The organism is Dactylosporangium sp. NPDC049525, assembly GCF_040676755.1.
GTDB lineage: Bacteria > Actinomycetota > Actinomycetes > Mycobacteriales > Micromonosporaceae > Dactylosporangium.
The window spans coordinates 1-19,862 of sequence record NZ_JBFAPO010000109.1 but is presented as its reverse complement, the minus strand read 5'-3'; the positions used below and the strand labels follow the sequence as shown (position 1 = coordinate 19,862).

Here is a 19,862-nt window from a genome sequence, read left to right as displayed (position 1 = left end):
GCGAAGTCGGCCAAGCGAAGTCGGCCAAGCGAAGTCGGCCAAGCGAAGTCGGCCAAGCGAAGTCGGCCAAGCGAAGTCGGCCAAGCGAAGTCGGCCAAGCGAAGTCGGCCAAGCGAAGTCGGCCAGGCGGGCGCGGGAGAGGCGGACGCGAGACCGGGCGGGGGACTACTGGTCGGCTGGGGATGCCGCCGGGGAGGCGCTCGCGGAGGCGGTGGCCGACTCCGACGGTGACGCCGACGGCGATGCCGAGCCGGACGGTGACGCGGAGGCCGACGCCGAGGGAGATGCCGAAGCGGACGCCGACGCGGACGCGCTCGCCGGTGCCGACGTCGCCGGCCGGGTGGAGCTCGGGCGGGTCGCCGGCGGGCGCGTCGTCGCCTGGGTGTGCGGGGTGGTTGTCGCCACCGGCGGCGGCGGGGCCGGGGCCTGCGTCGTCGCGTCGGCCGGGACGGCGCTCGCCCCGGTGGTCGCGGTCTGCAGCGATCCACCCGACGGTGGCCGCCCCTCCGCCTGCGGCTGGCCGAGGGCGGCGACCGCGGCGAGGGACACGATCCCGGCGATGACGGAGCCGACGGCGGCCCGGATCGCCCAGCGCCGGCCGCTGCCCCGCGCGGGCGCGGGAGGGCGCGGCGGCGGGGTGGTGCGGGAGGAGCGCAGGTCGACGAGGGTCACGTCGTTGAGGGCCGCGCCGGACCGAGTGCCGCGGGCGTGCGCCCCGAACGGCAGCTTCGCCAGCACGATCCTGGTGTGCGCGGCCGACCGGGCGCCGAGCTGGGCGGCGGGCCGAATCCACGGCCTGGCCGCGCCGAGGTCACCGCCCGCGCCGGCCGGCAAGCCGCCCCCGCCGGCTGGCGAGGCGACCGCACCGGCAGGCGAGGCGACCACCCCGAGCGGCAGGACGCCGGCGGGCGAGACGTCCGCGCCAGAGGACGCACCAGAGGACGCACCGCTGTCGCGGCGCAGTCGCACCGGCGGGAACGCGCGTGGCAGCACCGACGGGCGGCGGGCCGAGAACGGGCGGCCCGCGGAGAGCCGGACCGCGGCCAGGCGGACCGCGGTCAGCCGGGCGGCGGACTGCCGGGCCGAGGTCGGCTGGACCGCCGGCGCGGCGAGGTCTTCGGCGGTGGCGGACAGCGTGTACCAGGCGGGCAGGTCGACCCGGGTGCCGGCGATGCGGGCGAAGGCGAGGGCCGCCTCGTCGCTGCCGGGGCGCAGGACCGGGTCGGGGTCCAGGCACCGGCCGATGACGGTGGCCAGGCCGGCGGGGGCGACGAGGTCGAGCGCCGCGGGGGCGGGGTCCGCGCCGTCGGCCGGGGTGGTGAGGGCTGCGTGCAGGAGGGTGCCCAGTGCGTACACGTCGAGGCTGACGTCGTGCGGGTCGGCGCCGCGGCGGTCGGTGAAGCCGAAGACCTTCGCGCCGACGTCGGTGAGGGCGACCTTCGCGGTGGTGAGCGCGCCGTGGGTGACCCACTGGCCGTGGGCGTGGGCGAGGGCGGCGCCGACCTCCGCGCCGACCTGGGCGACCTCGTCGGGGGTCAGGGGGCCGTGGCGGAGCCGGTCGGCGACGGTGCCGCCGTCGACGAACTCCATCACCACATACGGCACGTCGCCGCGGGCCGGCAGTTCGACGGTCCCGACGTCGTAGACGGCGGCGACGTTGGCGTGGGTGAGCCGGGCGGCGGCGCGGCCTTCGGCGAGGAACGACTCGGCGGACTCGGCGCGGTCGGCGCGCAGCAGACGGACCGCCACCTGGCGGCGCAGGAGTTCGTCGTGGCCCTGCCAGACCTCGCTGGTGGTGCCCGCACCGATCAGCCGCTCGAGCCGATACCGGCGTTGCAGCATCATCGCGACCCGACGTTCCTTACTGCTCGCCCAGTGGTCCGCCCCAAGTATGCCGACCTCACGACCTCAGACGCGCCGATGAGACCAGAACGTTGTCAGACACGCCGAAGCGTGACATCTAGGACCTGCGGCGGCGGGTTCTGGCCGTGGGTGGGTCGTCGGTGAGCTCCCCGACGACGGTGCAGGCGTCGGTGACGGGGTCGTGCTCGTCGACGCGGGTGGCGACCTTGCGCAGCAGGTCGCGGAAGAGCGCGCGTTCGGGCTCGGCGAGGGCGCTCAGGACGCGGCTCTCGACGTGGGCGAGCTTGCCCTGCAGCTCGCACATCGTGGCGCGGCCGGCCTCGGTGGCGACGATGCGCCGGGCCCGGCGGTCGGCGGGGTCGGGCTGGCGTTCGATGAGGCCGGCCTGCTCGAGGTCGTCCAGGAGGTAGGTCATGACGGTGCGGTCGACGCCGAGCTTGTTGGCCAGGGCCAGCTGGGTGCCCTCGGCGCCGGATGCGGCGGCGGCGAGGACCTGGTAGCCGCGGGGGCCGCCGGGGACGCCGGCGATGACCTGGCCGGCGCCCTTGGCGTAGGCGCGCAGCACGACGCCCAGTGCCCAGCCGAGGTCCGACTGGAGCTCGTCGCGTACCTCCGGCGCCTGCGTCATGCCGTAATGATAAGCGGCTCACTCACTCTTGCGGGAAGATGTTCTGCCGTGCAGACTATCTACGCAACAGCCGAACTCTGTGGGGGTACCGCACCATGCACCTGTTCCGTCTCGACGCCAGCATCCGTACCGCGGGATCGGTGAGCCGCGCCCTCGCGGACACCGCCGAGCAGGCGTGGCTCGCCGAGCACCACGACGCCGTCGTCACCCGGCGCGACCTCGGGATCCAGCCACTGCCCGCGGACGCGTGGGGCGCCCTCGCCCGCGCCGCCGTCGACCCGACCGCACCGCCGGCCGACGAGGCCCGTCAGCTCGTCGACCAGCTCGGCGCGGAACTGCTCGGCGCCGACGCGTTCCTGTTCGCCGTGCCGCTGTACAACTGGAACCTCCCGGCACAGGTCAAGTCCTGGATCGACCTGGTCGTGATGCACCCCAGGCTGGGGCTCAACGGTGACCGGCCGCTCGAAGGCAAGCCGGCGGTCCTGGCGCTGAGCCGGGGCGGCGGCTACGGGCCCGGCACCCCGAAGGAGGGCTGGGACCACGTCACGCCCTACCTGCGCAGGGTCCTGGGCGAGGTCTTCGGCCTCGACCTGCACATCGCCGAGGCGGAGCTGACGCTCGCGGACGTGACGCCGGCGATGGCGCCGCTGCGGGGCCTGGCCGCCGAGTCGCTGAAGGCCGGGCACGAGAAGGCCGCCGAGCACGGGCTGCGGGTCGCCGAGCTGATCAGGGCCTGACCCTCACATCGGGGGCAGGCTGCCGGTGACCTCGATGGCGGTGGCGATCAGCGACTGCAGGCGAGCGGTGAGAGCGAGCAGCAACTGGTGGGCGGCCGGGCCGGAGTGCGCGGCCGCCTCCCGCAGCGTGTCGAGGTCGACCTGGAGCTGGGTCAGCTGGCCCGGCAGGTCGCCCTTGCCGGGGACGAGGGCGACCGCCATGTCGGCGAGGCTGACCCCGTTGGCCTCCAGGGCCCTGATCGCGGCGATGCGGTCGATGCAGTCGGCGCTGTAGAGCCGGAAGTTGCCGGCGGTGCGCTCAGCAGGCTCGATCAGACCGAGCCCGGTGTAGAAGTCGACGGTGCGGGTGGACACTCCCGCAAGGTTCGCGAGCTCCCCGATCCGCAGCAGTCTGGACACCAGTCAACCCTACAGTGTTGCGTGTTAGTCTCCGCGAATGGTCTTCAAGAGCCTGCGTCGTGCACTCGGTGTTGGTGGTCCGACCGTGGACACTGTCCTTGACGGTCCCGACGTCCAGCCGGGTGGGTATGTGTCGGGTCAGGTCCGCTTCGCCGGCGGTGAGCACGAGGTCGAGGTCGAGCGGATCGTCGTCGCGCTGCAGACCCGCGTCGAGGTCGAGGGCAGCGACAGCGAGTATGACGCGACCGTGGAGTTCCAGCGGCAGCAGCTGACCGGCGGGTTCCGGCTCGCGCCCGGCCAGCAGCACGCAGTGCCGTTCCAGCTGCCGGTGCCGTGGGAGACCCCGATCACGCACATGTACGGACAGCGCCTGCCCGGCATGACGATGGGCGTGCGCACCGAGCTCGAGGTCGCCAGGGCGCTCGACAAGGGCGACCTGGACGCGATCAACGTGCACCCGCTGCCGGTGCAGGCCGCCATCCTCGACGCGTTCGTGCAGCTCGGCTTCCGGTTCAAGGCCGCCGACCTGGAGCGCGGGCACATCCACGGCGTGCACCAGACGCTGCCGTTCTACCAGGAGATCGAGTTCTACGCCGCGCACCAGTACGCTGGCAAGATCAACGAGGTCGAGGTGACCTTCGTGACCGACCCGCACGGCACGCAGGTGGTCATCGAGTTCGACAAGCGCGGCGGATTCATCACCGAGGGACACGACTCGGTCAGCCGGTTCCAGGTCGGTCACGCGCAGGCCGCAGGGGTCAACTGGCCCGCACAGGTCGACGGCTGGGTGCGCCAGGCGACGGAACGACGGGGCTGGCATTTCTGAAAGCAAGCCCCCGCCCGGTACCGTTAGCGCCACATCAACGTTGACCGTCGGACACGGGAGGCCCGGGCATGCGAGAGCTCGTCGTCGTAGGTGTGCGGGCTCAGACCTGGCAGAGCCGTCCGATGGTGCTGCTCAAGGACGAGCAGACCGGCCGCCACCTGCAGTTCGCCGTCGAAGGCGGGCCGCGTGACCTGGTCGAGCCGGTCAGCGCCGAGCTGTTCCAGCGGGCGCTGACCGCGCTGCGCGCCCCGCTGCGCGCGATCGAGGTCACCGCCGCGCACGGGCCGTTCCAGCTCGTCCTCGGCGACGGCATCCGGGTGCCGGCCGCGCCCCTGGAGGCGATCGCGCTCGCCCGGCACTGGCACGTGCCGATCGTGACCAGCGAGGAGCTCCTCGCCCAGGCGTCGGTCGCGGCGCCGGAAGGCGCGACGCAGCCGCTCGACCTGACCGCGCACATGGAGAAGCTGCCGTCCGGCCGGGCGACGCTGCTGATCCGCAAGGGCGCGGAGGCCGGCGCCGAGTTCGCGCTCGACGGCGACATCTGCCGCTGCGGCCGCGACTCCGCCAACCAGATCGTCCTGGACGACAACACCGTGTCGCGCAAGCACGTCGAGTTCCACCGCAACCCGAGCGGCTTCGGCTATTCGACGCTGGACCTGGGCAGCCTCAACGGCACCTATGTCAACGGCGAGCGGGTCAAGAGCGCCACGCTCAAGGACGGCGACGAGGTCCAGGTCGGCAAGTTCACGCTGTCGTATCAGATGCGCTGACCGCGCCGGCCTACCAGGCCGACGGGTTGTAGTCCTTCAGGAAGCAGCCGTAGAGGTCCTCGCCCTGCTCGCCGCGCACGATCGGGTCGTAGACCCGGGCCGCGCCGTCGGTGAGGTCGAGCGGGGCGTGGAAGCCCTCCTCGTGCAGCCGCATCTTCGTCGGGTGCGGGCGCTCGTCGGTGATCCAGCCGGTGTCCACGGCCGTCATCAGGATGCCGTCGGTGAGCATCTCCTCGGCGCTGGTGCGGGTCAGCATGTTCAGCGCCGCCTTGGCCATGTTCGTGTGCGGGTGGCCGGGCCCCTTGTACCGGCGGCTGAACTGGCCCTCCATCGCGGACACGTTGACCACGTACTTGCGGCGGGCCGGTGCCGCGGCCAGGGCCGGACGCAGCCGGCTGACCAGGATGAACGGCGCGGTCACGTTGCAGAGCTGGACCTCGAGCAGCTCCAGGGGGTCGACCTCGTTCACCCGCTGGGTCCAGCTGTTGATCGAGGCGAGGTCCGGCACCAGGCCGCCGGCGTCGATGGCGGTGAGCGCCGCGATCCGCTCCGGGGTGGCGGAGCCGGTGGTCAGCGCGAGCGCGGCGAGCGCGTGCGGCGGGATCAGTGCAGCCGGGCCGGCCTCGAGGGTCAGCTCGGCGTGCGGGTCCGCCTTGTGGAAGGTCAGCATCTCCGGCGCCGGCCCGTCCAGCTCGACCGGGACCGACTCGGCGGCGACCAGGTGCGAGTAGGAACCGGCGGCCCGCTTCACCGTCTGCGCCGCGTTGTTGATGAGGATGTCGAGGGTGCCCTGCGCGGCGACGTCGTCGGCGAGGGCGACGACCTGGGCGGGGTCGCGCAGGTCGAGGCCGATGATCCGCAGCCGGTGCAGCCAGTCGGCGCTGTCGGGCATCGCGGCGAAGCGGCGCACCGCGTCGTTGGGGAACCGGGTGGTGATCGTCGTGTGGGCGCCATCGCGCAGCAGCCGCAGCGCGATGTACATGCCGATCTTCGCCCGCCCGCCGGTGAGCAGGGCCCGCCGGCCGGTGAGGTCGGTGCGGGCGTCGCGGCGCTGCCGGTTGAGCCGGGCGCAGGACGGGCAGAGCTGGTGGTAGAACGCGTCGACGTCGACGTAGCGGTCCTTGCACGTGTAGCAGGACCTGGCCCGCTGCAGCCGGCCCGCGGTCGCGCCGATCGTGGGCGACACCAGCGCGATGCCCTGCGTCTCGTCGTCGATGCGGCCGGGCGCGCCGGTGGCGGTCGCGGCGGTGACGGTGCGGTCCGCCTCGGTGATGGCGGCCCGCCGGTCGCTGCGCCGTTGCCGTTTGACGCTCTTGTACAGGTGGGACGTCGCCCGCCGCACGCGCTGCACGTCGGGGTGGTCGGGCGGCAGGTCCTGCAGCTCGTCGAACACGGCGAGGCAGATCGCGAGGCGCTCCGGGTCGACGCCGGGCCCGAACGGCACCCCGTCGCTGTCAAGACCGGCACCGGCCACGTCACCGTCACGACCGTCGGCGGCGGCGTCGGATGCCAGAGCGTCGGCGAAGGCGCCCGTCAGCGCGTCACCGGCGGCGCCGTCCAGATCGACAGCGGCGCCGTGGAGGTCGCCGGACGCGCCGTGCGGATCGGCGGCGGAGGACTGGCCGGCCCGGGGAGCAGGGGCGGAGACGAGGGTGGGGTCGTGCGGAGTCACCCCGGAACTGTACGCGAAACGCCGAACGGGTCCGGGTGGCGCCATTGCCGCCCCGGACCCGCCGCTGCCGCGACGTCCACCGTCCCCCGTTGTTCTGCCGGTGGCCGTCGCGCTGCTTTCGACACTATCCAGTAAACCCGATTTTCCGGTTATTTCGGACAAATCAGTTCATCGCCGCTCGAACGTGTTTTGCGAGGGGTACCAGCAGCGGCGCGGCGAGCACGATCACCAGCGGTGACAGCAGGAACCCGATTCGCGGCCCGGTGGTCGCGTCGAGAATCGCGCCGGCTGCGGCGGCCCCGGTGGCGGCGCCGACCGAGAACGCCGTCGCCACCCATGCGAACGCCTCCGCCGCGGTCCCCGCCGGGGCGATCCGGTCGACCGTGACGAACGTCGCGGCCAGGAACGGCGGCAGGAACAGGCCCGACACCACCGCGAGCAGCAACAGCAGGACCGGCGCCGACGGCGTCAGCAGCAGCGGCGCGTACCCGAGACCCAGGCACAGCGCGAGCAGCGGCAGCCGCCGCCCGTCGACCTTCACCCGGGTGTTGATCAGGCCGCCGATGAGCGCGCCGGTCGCCTGCGCCGCCAGGATCCAGCTCGACCAGCCGCGGCTGCCGACCGACTCGGCGTAGTCGATCACCGCGACGGGCAGGCTGCCCACGCCGGTGCCGACGAGGACGACCGCGACGAGGAGCAGCCGCAGCCGCCCCGAGCGCAGCGCGCCGGCCCAGTGCCGCTCCGCGTGCTCGCCCCGCCAGCCGCGCACCACCGGCGTGGTGACGAACCACACGGTGCCGAGCAGCTGCAACCCGGCGGTGACGTAGAGGCCCGCGACGGGACCGCCGAGCGTGACGGACGCCCCGGCGACGAGGGGGCCGAAGATGAAGATCAGCTCCTGCACCGCGATGTCCAGGGTGTACGCGGTGGGCACCTGCTCCTCGTCCAGCAGCGTCCGCCACAGCACCCGCAGCCCGGCCTCGAACGGCGGCGCGCCGAGCCCGGCCAGGAGGACGGCGAGCAGCGCCGCCCACAGCGGCACCCCGGAGGCGAGCAGCACGAATCCGGCCGTGGACACGGCGGCGCCGGCGAGCATCACCGGCGGCTGGCGCAGCCGGTCGGCGACGCGGGCGAGGACCGGCCCGCCCACCGCGACCCCGGCCGTGTACACCCCGACGAGCGCCCCGGCCGCCCCGATCGACAGCGTCTCCCGGGCGAACAGCAGCAGCGCGACGGGCGCGGCACCGAGCGGCAGGCGGCCGAGGGTGCTGGCGGCGAGGACCCGGGCGACCTGAGCGGTCCGCAGCACGACGGTGAGCATGCCCGCGATCATGCGCGGCCGGCGTGAGGGGGCTCAACACGGGTACGGGCGGCGTGACGCTCATGACCTGAACCTGGAGGCGAAGATGGCACCGCACATCGTGGTGGTCGGTGGCGGGTTCGCGGGATTCCACGCGGCCCGGCGGCTGGTCCGGATGTCCCGCGGGCGCGCGCGGATCACGCTGCTCAACCCGACGGACTACTTCCTGTACCTGCCGCTGCTGCCGGAGGTGGCGGCCGGGGTCCTGGAGCCGCGCCGGGTGACGGTGTCGCTGCCGGCGTCGCTGCCCGGAGTGCAGGTCGTGCTCGGCGAGGCGGAGCACGTCGACCCGGAGCGGGCCGAGGTCCGCTACCACGACGCCGACGGGCGGGTCGAGCGGCTCGGCTACGACCGGGTCGTCCTGGCCGCCGGCAGCGTCAACAAGCTGCTGCCGATCCCGGGCCTGGCCGAACACGCGCACGGGTTCCGCGGGGTACCGGAGGCGCTGTACCTGCGCGACCACCTGATCCGGCAGGTCGAGCTGGCCGCCGCGGCCGACGACCCGCAGGAGCGGGCGGCCCGGCTGACGTTCGTGGTCGTCGGCGCCGGCTACACCGGCACGGAGGTCGCCGCGCACTGCCAGCTCGCCGTCAGCGACCTGCTGAGCCACCAGCCGGCGCTCGCCGGCGCGCAGGTCCGCTGGCTGCTGCTGGACACCGCACCGCGGGTGCTGCCGGAGCTGTCGCCGCGGCTGTCCCGCACGGCGGACCGGGTGCTGCGCGAACGCGGCGTCGAGGTGCTCACCGGCTGCTCCGTGGCCGAGGCCCTCGCCGACCGGGTGCGCCTCACCGACGGCCGCGTCCTGCCGACCCGCACCCTCATCTGGTGCGTCGGGGTGCGACCGGACCCGCTCGTGGAGGACCTGGGGCTGCGCACCGAACGGGGCCGGCTCGTCGTCGACGAGTACCTGACCGTGCCCGGGTATCCGGACGTGTTCGCCTGCGGCGACGCCGCCGCCGTGCCCGACCTGACCCGCCCCGGCATGCTGACCCCGATGACGGCACAGCACGCCGTGCGGCAGGGTGTCCTCGCCGCGCACAACGTGGCCGCGTCGTTCGGGATCGGGCGGCGCAAGCGGTACAAGCACCGGGACCTCGGGTTCCTGGTCGACCTCGGCGGCGCCGACGCCGCGGCGGACCCGCTGCGCGTGCCGCTGTCCGGCCTGCCGGCCAAGGTGGTCACCCGGGCCTACCACCTGATCTCGCTGCCGGGGAACCGCACGCGGGTCCTCGCCGACTGGGCCCTGGACGCCGTCTCCGGGCGCCCCGCCGTCGGGCTCGGACTGGTCCCCGGTGCCGACGTGCCCCTCGACGCCGCCACCCCGGAACAGGTTTCCGTGCCGTCTTAACGCCGCCATAAATACGCGTTAGGCGGGATTTGCAAATTGCAGAAGGGCTCGTTAAGCGCCCTTCATATACGTTTTCCACACCCGCGAACAATGGTGTGGAAGGTAGTTCTCCAATGCGTAGATCCGTGCTCTATCCGCTGGTCGCCCTGGGTGCGGCGGCCAGCACCCTGGTGTTCGGCTCGCCCGCGTCGGCGCACGGATACGTGTCGTCCCCGCCGAGCCGACAGGCACTGTGCGCGCAGGGAAAGGTGGCCGACTGCGGCGCCATCCAATATGAGCCGCAGAGCGTCGAAGGACCGAAAGGCCTCAAGACGTGCAACGCGAACAAACCCGAGTTCGCGGTGCTCAACGACAACAGCCGCAACTGGCCCGCCACCGCGGTCGGCACGTCGGTCACGTTCAACTGGGTGCTGACGGCCCGGCACTCCACCAGCACCTGGGACTACTTCATCGGCAACACCCGCATCGCGCAGTTCAACGACGGCGGCAAGCAGCCGAACGCGACCGTGGCGCACCAGGTGAGCCTCGCCGGGTACTCGGGCCGCCAGACGGTCCTCGCGGTGTGGAACATCGCCGACACCGCGAACGCCTTCTACAACTGCGTCGACCTGCAGATCGGCGGCGGGACGAGCACGCCGACCCCGAAACCGAGCGCGACCACGTCGTCGCCGAAGCCCACCGCGACCGCGACGGCCACCCCGACGAAGACCGCGACGCCGACCAAGGCGCCGACGACGACGAAGCCGCCCGCGCCGAGCGGCACCGCGTGGGCCGCCGGCGCCACGTACCACACCGGCGACGTCGTCACCTACGACGGCCGTCGGTATCAGTGCCGCCAGTCGCACACCTCCATCTACACGTGGGAGCCGATCTACACCCTCGCGCTCTGGCTGCCGGTGTGACCGCCGTGACGCGCATCCGCACCGCCGCCGTGCTGATCCCCGGGCTGCTCGTCGCGGTCGTCCTGCTGACCGGCTGCAAGGACGTCAACAAGCCGGTCGCCGCCACCCCGCAGGGCGTCGCGGCCGTCGCCGAGGGGCCGCACAACGCCTACGACGTGCTGTTCCTGCAGATGATGATCGGCCACCAGCGGCAGGGCCTGGAGATGCTGAAGCTCGGCAAGGACAAGGGCGTCCGCGAGGACGTCGTCAACCTCGCCGGCGCCATCGACGTCACCGAGGCCGAGGAGGTCGACCGGATGGCCGGCTGGCTCACCGGCTGGCACGAGCCGGCCACCGGCTCCGACGACCACAGCAGCCACGCCGCGCACGGCGGCCAGCCCGCCACCGGCGAGGAGCAGCTCGCGGCGCTGCGCAGCGCGTCCGGCGCCGACTTCGAGATGAAGTTCCTCAACCTGCTCATCGCGCACCAGCACAATGCGGTCGAGATGGCGCAGCAGCTGAAGACCAACGGCCAGAACACGACCGTGAAGCAGTTCGCGGAACGCATCGAGCTGTCGCGCACCCAGCAGATCAAGCAGATGCTGGTGCTCGTCAGCGGCTGACGGGTTGCTGACCGGTTGCTGACGGGTTCAGGAGGGCCGGATGAGGGAAACAGTCCCTGGTCCGGTCTTTTCCTGTTGTGAGGTGTACGAGATGTCCTCGGAAGCCATGAGCCGCTGCCCGGTCTGCGGCGCGCGCGTCCACGTCAACGCCGGCTCTCCCACCCCGGCGCACCAGCCCGACGGCGTCACGGGCGCCGCGACCCAATGCGACGGCACCGGCAAGCCCTCCCGCTGACCGCCGCCGGGTGATCCGCTGCACGCAGGGATTTCACCCGTTTTGCGCAGCGTTCGGCGGCGGTACCGGCGGCACGATCGTCGGCATGTTGCACCTCGACCCTGACAGCGTCCTCGTCACCACCGCCGCCGAACTCCAGACCCGCCACCTCGAGCGGGACCCCGACGACCCGGCCCGCTGCGGTGCCTGCGGCGCCCTGCTCCCCTGCCCCGTCGAGGCCGCCGCCGCGCTGGTCTGCCGCGCGGGCGGTCTCTGGCTGGAGGGCGACACGATCGTCGACGCCCTCGAACCCCCGACGCAGCTGATCGCGATCCTGCCGGCCCCCGTCTGACGCCGGCGCCGGCACCCCTCCGACACCCCGCCGACCCCCCTTCGCGGCCCTCGCTCGTCCGTGAAGACGCAGGTCGGCAGGGGGTTCGCCGAGTAAGTTTCAGAGACGTTACGGCTGGCACCCGAGGTGAGCGGCATGCTCGCCGGTGGCCTCCTTGACGCAATGCCCTGCCTGTACGGACGGTGATTAGGTCGTTAATTGCAGTTCGTCAATGTAGGGAGACTCGATGAGGCGCAAGTTCGCCCTCATATCGGCCGCCGCACTCGTGGCGACCGCCGGGGTCGTCGTGGTCGCAAACCAGGCGTTCGCGGCGGCCGGGTGTTCGGCCAAGTACACGATCACCAACCAGTGGCCCGGCGGTTTCGGTGCCCAGGTCGACGTCACGAACCTCGGCGACCCGCTCACCAGCTGGAACGTCGGCTGGGACTTCGGCAACGCAGGGCAGTCGATCACCCAGATCTGGAACGCCAACAAGACGCAGTCGGGCGTGCACGTCAACGCCACGAACCTGAGCTACAACGGCACCGTCGCCACCAACGGCACGATCTCGTTCGGGTTCAACGGCGCCTGGACCAGCGCCAACCCGGCCGGCACCAACTTCACGGTGAACGGCACGGCGTGCACCGGCGGCACCACCACGTCCCCGACGCCGTCGTCGGCGTCGCCGTCCACGTCGACGAACCCGACGGCGCCGACCGTGGCGCTGACGAGCCCGTCGTCCGGCTCCTCGTTCACCGCCCCCGCCACCGTGAGCCTGGCCGCGTCCGCGACCGCTCCCGGCAGCTCGGTCAGCAAGGTCGACTTCTACAACGGCACGACGCTGCTGGGCACCGACACCAGCTCGCCGTACACCTACAGCTGGACGAACGTCGCCGCCGGCTCGTACTCGCTGACCGCCAAGGTGACCAGCGCCGCCAACGCGACGGCCACCAGCACCTCGGTGCCGATCACGGTCACCACCGGTGGCGGTAACAACGGCACCCACGTCGACAACCCGTACGTGGGCGCCAAGGTCTACGTGAACCCGGACTGGTCGTCCAAGGCCGCCGCGGAGTCCGGCGGCAGCCGGATCGCCAACCAGCCGACCGGCGTCTGGCTCGACTCGATCGCGGCCATCGCCGCGCCGTCCGGCTCGGGCTACACCACGAGCATGCGCAAGCACCTCGACAACGCCCTCGCTCAGGGTGCGACGCTTGCCCAGTTCGTGATCTACAACCTGCCCGGCCGGGACTGCGCGGCTCTCGCCTCCAACGGTGAGCTCGGCCCGACAGAGATCGACCGGTACAAGACCGAGTACATCGACGCGATCGCCGCGATCGAGGCCGACGCGAAGTACGCGTCGATCCGGATCGTCAACATCGTCGAGATCGACTCCCTGCCGAACATCGTCACCAACGCGGGCGGCGAGGCCGGCGCGACCGCGGCCTGCGCGACCATGAAGGCCAACGGCAACTACGTCACGGGCATCCAGTACGCCCTGAGCAAGCTGCACGCGGCCGGCACCAACACCTACAACTACATCGACGCCGCCCACCACGGCTGGCTCGGCTGGGACAGCAACTTCGGCCCCGCCGCGGACCTGTTCGCCAGCACGGTCCGGGGTGCCACCGGTGGCTTCGCCACGGTTGACGGCTTCATCACCAACACCGCGAACTACTCGGCGCTGACCGAGCCGTTCGTCACCATCGGCGCCACCGTCGGTGGCCAGTCGATCCGCCAGTCCAAGTGGGTCGACTGGAACCAGTACACCGACGAGCTCACCTTCGCCCAGGCGTTCCGCACCAAGCTGGTGTCGCTGGGCTTCGCGTCGAACATCGGCATGCTGATCGACACCTCCCGCAACGGCTGGGGCGGCCCCGCCCGGCCCACCGCGGCGAGCACCTCGACCGACATCAACACCTGGGTCAACGCCTCTCGCATCGACCGGCGCATCCACGCCGGCAACTGGTGCAACCAGAGCGGCGCCGGCCTCGGCGAGCGGCCGCGGGCGACCCCGGCCACCGGTATCGACGCGTACGTGTGGATCAAGCCCCCGGGCGAGTCCGACGGTTCCAGCACGCTGATCCCGACCGGCCCGAACAACCCGGCCGGCAAGGGCCTCGACGGAATGTGCGACCCGTCGTACACCGGCAACGGCCGTAACGGCAACAGCATGAGTGGCGCGCTGCCCAACGCCCCGGTCTCCGGTGCTTGGTTCTCCGCGCAGTTCCAGCAGCTCATGACGAACGCGTACCCGGCCCTGTAACAGGCCGGCCGCACGACGGAGGGTCCCCGATGCACATCGGGGGCCCTCCGGTCGTTTCTACCTGCACCCGAGCCTCAGCGGGCGGGCATCCGGTTTCCCAGCTCGGCACGGGCGAATCATGCCGCTCGTCATCTGCCTCCTGCGTGTGGGCATTGCTGCCCGGGGCAAGCGCCTACCGGTCAGATGGCACGAAGCGGAGGTCGTTGGTGACCGAATTCAAGCCCATGCCCGCGTTTGCTCTGGGCCCGGACATTCCGGCGGCCGGGTTCGTCGTGACTGATCTGGGCAGCGGTGTCTACGGCGTCACCCAAGGCATGGTCAACACGATGTTCCTGGAGACCAGGAACGGTGTCGTCCTCGTGGACGCCCCGCTGCACCTGGGGGGTGACAAGCTGCTGGCGGCGATCGAATCGGTCACCCCCAAGCCGCTCACGCACCTGATCTACAGCCACGCACACGCCGATCACCTCGGTGCGGCGCACGAGCTCAAACGGAACGGTCTGCAGATCGTCGCTCACGAGATCACCGGCCGGTTCATCGCGGAAGCGCACGACGACCGCCGTCCGCTGCCGAACGTAACCTTCGGCGGTCCACATGAGGCGCTGGACATCGACGGGACGCGGTTCGTCCTGGATTACACAGGTGACTGGCACATGGCGGGCAACCTGTTCATCCACGTCCCGGAGCGGAAGCTGCTCACGGCGATCGACAGCTTCACGCCGAAGAATCCGCCGTTCTTCCGTCTGGTGTTCTCCTCCCACGTGCCTGCCTACTTCGCGGCCATGGATCAGCTGATCGAGTACGACTTCGAGACCATCGTGACCGGTCACATGGCGCTGTACGGCACGCCTGAGGACGTGGCGACAAACCGCGAGTACATCAATGACCTGCGCAGGTCCGCGACCGAGGCGATGCGGACGGTCGACCTGAAAGAGGCCGCGGCCGCCGCCAAGGTGCCGGCAAACAACAAACAGGCCGAGCTGAAGGTGTGGATGGACGCGGTCGTCGCCCGCGCAGCAGAGCTGATGCCGTCCTGGGACAAGCGGCTCGGAGGGACCGACATCTTCCTCGCCGACAATCTCAACGCCGTCGCGTGGAGCGTCGCCACCGACTGATTCCCTATCGGGGATCGGCCGATCCCCGACCCCGCCGCACAGATTGAAGACGCGAGGCTGACCCAGACGAGACGACTCGCCCCCGCCTCCTGCAACCCGGCGACGAGGCTCTCAGCCGCCGCCCGGAAGAACACAGCGGGATCGGCGGCGTCAGCCACAGCCGCGATCGCCACATCGTGCCCCGCCGCTCCTCTAGCCACGGCCGCAGGATCCGTGACATCCGCCGCGGACCGCACGAGCGGCGTGACCTCATGACCCCGCGTCCTCGCCTCAACAACAGCGGCGCCACCAGCTTTGCCGCCGGCTCCGAAAACAACGACCTTCAACATGGCGCCGACCATAGGCCAGGTCATGGTTACCAATCGGGTATCTATCCTCGGTCCATGAGCCGCCCGGAGTCCGACATGTTCGATGAGCTGTGCCCTTCCTCGTTCCTGCCGGTACGGATGGATCACAAGTGGGCGCCCCTTGTCATGCGGTTGCTGGAAGCAGCGCCCCTCCGTTTCGGCGAACTGCACGCCGTGCTGCACCGGACAAGCCCCAAGGAACTCACCCGCGCCCTGCGCATTCTGGAACGCGACGGCTTCGTGTCACGCGCTGCGGCCGGCCGCACCGTCACCTACGAGCTGACGCCGCTCGGGCGGAGCCTGCTCGGCCCCCTCAAGGTGGTCTACGAGTGGACAGCGGACCACTGGGACGAACTTCTCGACGCTCGTGATCCCGTTGAGGCATGAACACGTCTCGCATTGACGCACGACGGTCATGGTGCGACCGTCGGCGCTCAACCGGCATCCGCTCATGCCACGCTCGGCCAAACCAACCCGCACCACCGCAAGAGCGGACTCCACGAGCCTGCCATGTACAACAGAGGCATGGATGCGAAGCGGGCACAGGGGATCGGCTTCTCCGCCGCGATGGGCGCCGCGGCCGGGGCGGCTCTCGCCGCGCACCGCGGTCCACGCGGTGCGATCAAGGGTGCGTTGCTCGGCGCTGGTGTGATGGCCGTTGTCGACGCGACCGCCAGAGCGGTGCAGAAGCCGAATGAGGTCCCCGCCGTCTGGTCCAGGATCGCGGCCAGCGGGGCGATCGCGGCGCCCATCGGATGGGCGGCCGGCAAACGAGGCGCGAGCCCACTGGCCGTGGGCGTCGCGAGCGGCGCGATTGCCGGCGCGATGGGGATCCGGCCGCACAAGGTCGCGCTCGGCCCCGTGGTCGGACTCGCCGTCGGCGCGGCAATGCGAGGGCGGCCGCCGGCGCAGGTTGCCGCGGCGAGCGTGGTCGCGTTCCGCACCCTGTCACAACTGGTGTTCCGCGACCCGCAGGTGACGCTCGTGGCGGACAAGGCACCGGCCGAGCGGCTGCCGTTCGTGGTGCCGCTCGGCGGACGTATCGGCCGACAGTGCTGATAGAACCGCTAACCCCTTGACCCCCAGGGGGTATCGCAACGATTCTGTTACGGGGTGCCGTCCCGTGTTCCACACTGCCACTGACCTGGCGATTCAACCACTCCCCCATGCCACCTCATTCCGCCCAGTACCGACGCGTGACGCCGCAATCGATCTTCACGGTTACCACCACCGTTACCACGAACAGTTAATTTAAGTGCCGGCCGTGCCACATCATCCGCGAACAGCGTCTCCAAGGCGGTCCGAACTGACAGCCAAGGCTCACCGCGATCGGATCGCAGGTCCAAGGCGGACGCCGCCGCTTCTCCCGCCGAGAATCGACAAGACGTGCCGAGCGCGCAACGGTCCTCTTGACGGCGGGTCATATCCGTCCAATGGTGGCCCCGATTCAGGACGAGCACGACGTACACGACGCAGACGGGTGACCAAGTCGTCGAACGCCGAACAACCGATTGAAAGTCCGAAGTAGACGATCAACTGGCTCAAGTTCCAAGCGCAGCAAGGAAAATCCCGGGAAGCAGCTCGCGTTCTGTGTGATCCGGCCCCGCCCGCGTTGGTCAGCGGGCTCCAATCGCCGGAACACCGCAGCCATCACTTGGCGCTACGACGGAAGTCCCTGAACCGTCCGGCCCTTTCCATGCCGGGTAGCGAATATCCGAGCAACCACCGAGCAACCCAACGTCTTCCGCGTTGTACTCGGCCCCGACGCGGGCCACCTCGGCGTCAGAAGGCCGCAGCGTCGAACAGCGTCGTGCGCCGCTTGCCGTCCCACGCTGCGCCGCGCCGGCCCCACTCCCAGCGCACGGCGTCACCCTCGCGGCGGATGCGCGCCTCGACGGCGAAGCACTCCGGGCCGCAGCTTGGACAGCAGGCAATCGTCGCGGTCGTGGGCTCGCCGGTGGCCGCGAAGCGGTTCACCGGCACGAGCGGATTCCGGCTGGGGGTGATGGTGCGGCTGTTGAGGTGCGGGTGCGGCGGCTGGTGTGCCGGACCGTCGGCTGTCACTGCTCATGCAGGGACCACCGTCTCCGCGCCAGAGCCGAAAGCTTGACAGGTCCGTCCGTAGCCCGACGGCTCAGCCCGCCGCGCGTGATAGCGTGACTTGCTTAGTAGGATGAAAATCCTGAGAAGCAGGACGAGTTGACTAGTAGGTGAGGTCTGTGATGACTCGTATTGCGCGGTTCGCCGAGAGGTACGCTCGCTGGATTTTCGCTGTCAGCCTGATACTCGTCGTCGTCGGCGGTCTCGCCGCCACTCGGCTCACGGACCATCTGACACAGTCGTTTTCGCTGCCCGGTCAGAAGGGATACGAAACGAATCAACGCATCGTCATGGAGTACGGCGGCGGGGGACAGGCGCCGCCAACGGTGATCGTGGTCAAGGTCCCAGCCGAGCACCGGATCACGGACCGAGCGACAGTCGATTCGCTGAGCCGCGGAGCTGATGCTCTCTCGGCCGCCGGCCCTGCGTCCATGCGGGTGGCGTCCTACGGTGGGCCGGATGACAAGGCTCTTCTGGCCGCAGATGGTCGGACGACGTTCGTCCTCGCCTTCCCGCCGCCAGTGGGTGGAATCGACGGTTCCGGTCTCGGGCAATCGGCAGCCGACGAGTTCGTGCGAGCGGCGGGACTTCCGGCCGGGACGCAGGCCTACACCACGGGAATCGATGCGCTGTCGGAGTCCGGCGGTGGGGAAGCGTCCGTCGTCACGGAAACCGCGATCGGCGCCGCAGGCGCTCTCATCATCCTGATATTCGTGTTCGGCTCGTTCCTCGCGATCGTTCCGCTGCTGGTCGCGGCTGTCTCGATTTTGACCACCCTACTTCTTGTACTCGGCCTGACCGCCTTCACCGAGGTCTCGTTCATCGTCGAGTTCCTCGTTGCGCTGATCGGACTCGGCATCGCGATCGACTACTCGTTGATCATCGTCACGCGGTGGCGAGAGGAGAGGGCCCGAGGACGGTCGAACGCGGACGCGGTGTCGGAGGCGGTCCGGACCGCTGGGCATGCGGTGATCTTCTCGGGCGTCACCGTTGCGGTCGGGCTGCTCGCTCTCGTGGCTCTGCCGGTCCCGTTCCTGCGATCCGTGGGCTACGGCGGCGTCCTGATTCCGCTGGTCAGCATCGCCGTGAATCTCACGCTGCTGCCGGCGCTTTTGGTCAAGGCGGGACCGTTCTTGGATCGGCCTCGGCGGAAAGCCGGTGCCAACGCCTCCGCGCCCTCCCGGCTGTGGACCGGGTGGGCCCGGACAGTCGTTCGGCGCCGATGGTGGGCGGCCGCAGTCGGCCTGGCGATGCTGGGACTGCTCCTGGTGCCGGCTTCGTCGTTGCGAGTGGGAGACCCCGACACGGCCGCCCTGGCGTCCAGCGGGCCGGCGACGGTCGGCCTCCGCACGCTGCAGGCCGCCGGCATCGAGAGCGGTGTCCTGACGCCGATCGAGGTCGTCGCCGAAAGTGCGAATGCCGACGAGGTGGAGTCGCGGATCGCGGCCTTGCCAGGGATCCACGGCGTGGTCGTGACCGGGCAGAAGAACGACTCGGTCATCCTTGATGCACTGCCCACAGCGGAGACGAGTTCCGCAGCTGGGAAACAGGTGCTGGATCGGCTCACCGAGGCGGTCGAGCCGTTGGGCGCCTCGGTCGGCGGCGTGGGGGCCAACTCGGAAGCGTTCAACAATGCGATCTACGGGTCGTTCCCGTTGATGCTGGCCATCATTGTTGTCGTCACCTTCCTGCTGCTGGTGCGCGCCTTCCGGTCGGTCCTGCTTCCCCTGAAGGCTGTCGCACTCAACCTGCTCAGCGTCGGGGCGACGTACGGATTACTCGTCCTCGTGTGGCAGGACGGCTACGGGTCCGACCTGATCTGGGGTATCCAGGCCACGGGCGCCATCACGAACTTCGTGCCCTTGATGGTCTTTGCCTATCTGTTCGGGCTCTCCATGGACTACGAGGTCTTCATCCTCGCCCGGATGAGAGAAGAGTACGACGCGACGCAGGATACGAACCATGCGGTGATTGCCGGAATCGGCTACACGGGTCGCCTGGTGACCAGCGCGGCTTTGATTCTCTTCCTGGCCTTCTCGTCGCTTTCGCAGGCGTCGGAGGTCGCGATCAAGGTGTTCGCCACGGGGCTGGGTGCGGGTATCCTGCTCGACGCTACCGTGGTGCGCGCTCTGCTGGTGCCGGCACTGGTCTCGCTGTTCGGCAGAGCGAACTGGGTGCTGCCGCGATGGCTGGCACGGATCCTGTTCATTCGCGACGAGCCTTACCGCGATGCGAACCGACTGGACCACCCGGCAGCCGCCGTGGCAGGAAAGCGGTGATGACAGGTCGTGGGCGGGGCCGGTGGGCCCCGCCCCCACCAGCGGCGCGGGGGGGTGGGCGGGCGCGTGGGGCACCCCCACCGCGGATCAAGAGAAAGCCGGC

General features: G+C 70.6%; 19 protein-coding genes. 13 read left to right on the top strand and 6 right to left on the bottom strand.

Annotated features, from left to right (window positions below; translation table 11 throughout):
• Positions 1-165: 165 nt before the first annotated feature.
• Together AB0K00_RS56350 and AB0K00_RS56345 are read right to left on the bottom strand one after the other, a co-directional pair.
• On the bottom strand, positions 166-1,845 hold the full coding sequence (locus AB0K00_RS56350; protein WP_363539707.1) for a serine/threonine-protein kinase: 1,680 nt from the start codon (positions 1,843-1,845) through the stop codon (positions 166-168).
• 115 nt (positions 1,846-1,960) lie between these two features.
• On the bottom strand, positions 1,961-2,491 hold the full coding sequence (locus AB0K00_RS56345; protein WP_363539705.1) for a MarR family winged helix-turn-helix transcriptional regulator: 531 nt from the start codon (positions 2,489-2,491) through the stop codon (positions 1,961-1,963).
• Between the two features lie 95 nt (positions 2,492-2,586).
• Here AB0K00_RS56345 and AB0K00_RS56340 point away from each other — a divergent pair, with 95 nt between their 5' ends.
• Positions 2,587-3,228, top strand: a complete 642-nt coding sequence (locus AB0K00_RS56340) for an NAD(P)H-dependent oxidoreductase (RefSeq protein WP_363539703.1) — start codon at positions 2,587-2,589, stop codon at positions 3,226-3,228.
• A gap of 3 nt (positions 3,229-3,231) precedes the next feature.
• On the opposite strand, the gene AB0K00_RS56335 is transcribed toward AB0K00_RS56340, so the two are convergent.
• The gene (locus AB0K00_RS56335; protein WP_363539701.1) at positions 3,232-3,627 is read right to left on the bottom strand and encodes a MerR family transcriptional regulator; all 396 of its coding nucleotides are present in this window, start codon (positions 3,625-3,627) and stop codon (positions 3,232-3,234) included.
• A 37-nt stretch (positions 3,628-3,664) separates the two neighbouring features.
• Between AB0K00_RS56335 and AB0K00_RS56330 the strand changes: the two genes are divergently transcribed.
• Together AB0K00_RS56330 and AB0K00_RS56325 are read left to right on the top strand one after the other, a co-directional pair.
• Positions 3,665-4,453, top strand: coding sequence for a sporulation protein (locus tag AB0K00_RS56330; RefSeq protein WP_363539699.1), 789 nt, complete (start codon positions 3,665-3,667; stop codon positions 4,451-4,453).
• A gap of 68 nt (positions 4,454-4,521) precedes the next feature.
• Positions 4,522-5,223, top strand: a complete 702-nt coding sequence (locus tag AB0K00_RS56325; protein WP_363539697.1) for a bifunctional nuclease domain-containing protein — start codon at positions 4,522-4,524, stop codon at positions 5,221-5,223.
• 10 nt (positions 5,224-5,233) lie between these two features.
• Here AB0K00_RS56325 and AB0K00_RS56320 read toward each other — a convergent pair whose 3' ends face one another.
• Positions 5,234-6,667: an SDR family NAD(P)-dependent oxidoreductase gene (locus AB0K00_RS56320; protein ID WP_363539717.1), complete on the bottom strand. Its 1,434-nt coding sequence runs from the start codon at positions 6,665-6,667 to the stop codon at positions 5,234-5,236.
• Positions 6,668-7,058: 391 nt separating this feature from the next.
• Positions 7,059-8,216, bottom strand: a complete 1,158-nt coding sequence (locus tag AB0K00_RS56315; RefSeq protein ID WP_363539695.1) for an MFS transporter — start codon at positions 8,214-8,216, stop codon at positions 7,059-7,061.
• 85 nt (positions 8,217-8,301) lie between these two features.
• Between AB0K00_RS56315 and AB0K00_RS56310 the strand changes: the two genes are divergently transcribed.
• From AB0K00_RS56310 to AB0K00_RS56270, 9 genes are all read left to right on the top strand, one after another.
• A complete protein-coding gene (locus AB0K00_RS56310) occupies positions 8,302-9,603 on the top strand; it encodes an NAD(P)/FAD-dependent oxidoreductase (protein WP_363539693.1) in 1,302 nt (433 codons plus the stop codon).
• Between the two features lie 113 nt (positions 9,604-9,716).
• A complete protein-coding gene (locus AB0K00_RS56305) occupies positions 9,717-10,505 on the top strand; it encodes a lytic polysaccharide monooxygenase (RefSeq protein WP_363539691.1) in 789 nt (262 codons plus the stop codon).
• Positions 10,502-11,107: a DUF305 domain-containing protein gene (locus tag AB0K00_RS56300; protein ID WP_363539689.1), complete on the top strand. Its 606-nt coding sequence runs from the start codon at positions 10,502-10,504 to the stop codon at positions 11,105-11,107. Before AB0K00_RS56305 ends, AB0K00_RS56300 begins: the two co-directional genes overlap by 4 nt.
• 91 nt (positions 11,108-11,198) lie before the next feature.
• Complete coding sequence (locus AB0K00_RS56295) at positions 11,199-11,342, top strand: hypothetical protein (RefSeq protein WP_363539687.1); 144 nt, start codon at positions 11,199-11,201, stop codon at positions 11,340-11,342.
• An 85-nt stretch (positions 11,343-11,427) separates the two neighbouring features.
• Positions 11,428-11,673: a hypothetical protein gene (locus tag AB0K00_RS56290; RefSeq protein WP_363539685.1), complete on the top strand. Its 246-nt coding sequence runs from the start codon at positions 11,428-11,430 to the stop codon at positions 11,671-11,673.
• A 226-nt stretch (positions 11,674-11,899) separates the two neighbouring features.
• The gene (locus tag AB0K00_RS56285; protein WP_363539683.1) at positions 11,900-13,918 is read left to right on the top strand and encodes a glycoside hydrolase family 6 protein; all 2,019 of its coding nucleotides are present in this window, start codon (positions 11,900-11,902) and stop codon (positions 13,916-13,918) included.
• A 206-nt stretch (positions 13,919-14,124) separates the two neighbouring features.
• On the top strand, positions 14,125-15,033 hold the full coding sequence (locus AB0K00_RS56280; protein ID WP_363539681.1) for an MBL fold metallo-hydrolase: 909 nt from the start codon (positions 14,125-14,127) through the stop codon (positions 15,031-15,033).
• 383 nt (positions 15,034-15,416) lie between these two features.
• Complete coding sequence (locus tag AB0K00_RS56275; RefSeq protein ID WP_363539679.1) at positions 15,417-15,767, top strand: helix-turn-helix domain-containing protein; 351 nt, start codon at positions 15,417-15,419, stop codon at positions 15,765-15,767.
• Between the two features lie 12 nt (positions 15,768-15,779).
• The gene (locus AB0K00_RS56270) at positions 15,780-16,439 is read left to right on the top strand and encodes a hypothetical protein (RefSeq protein ID WP_363539677.1); all 660 of its coding nucleotides are present in this window, start codon (positions 15,780-15,782) and stop codon (positions 16,437-16,439) included.
• 723 nt (positions 16,440-17,162) lie between these two features.
• Here the strand turns inward: AB0K00_RS56270 and AB0K00_RS56265 are convergent.
• Entirely contained in the window at positions 17,163-17,357 is a 195-nt protein-coding gene (locus tag AB0K00_RS56265; RefSeq protein WP_363539675.1) for a hypothetical protein, read from the bottom strand.
• 245 nt (positions 17,358-17,602) lie between these two features.
• Here AB0K00_RS56265 and AB0K00_RS56260 point away from each other — a divergent pair, with 245 nt between their 5' ends.
• Positions 17,603-19,759 carry an MMPL family transporter gene (locus AB0K00_RS56260; RefSeq protein WP_363539715.1) on the top strand — a complete coding sequence of 719 codons (2,157 nt, stop codon included), beginning with the start codon at positions 17,603-17,605 and terminating at the stop codon, positions 19,757-19,759.
• Positions 19,760-19,862: the final 103 nt, after the last annotated feature.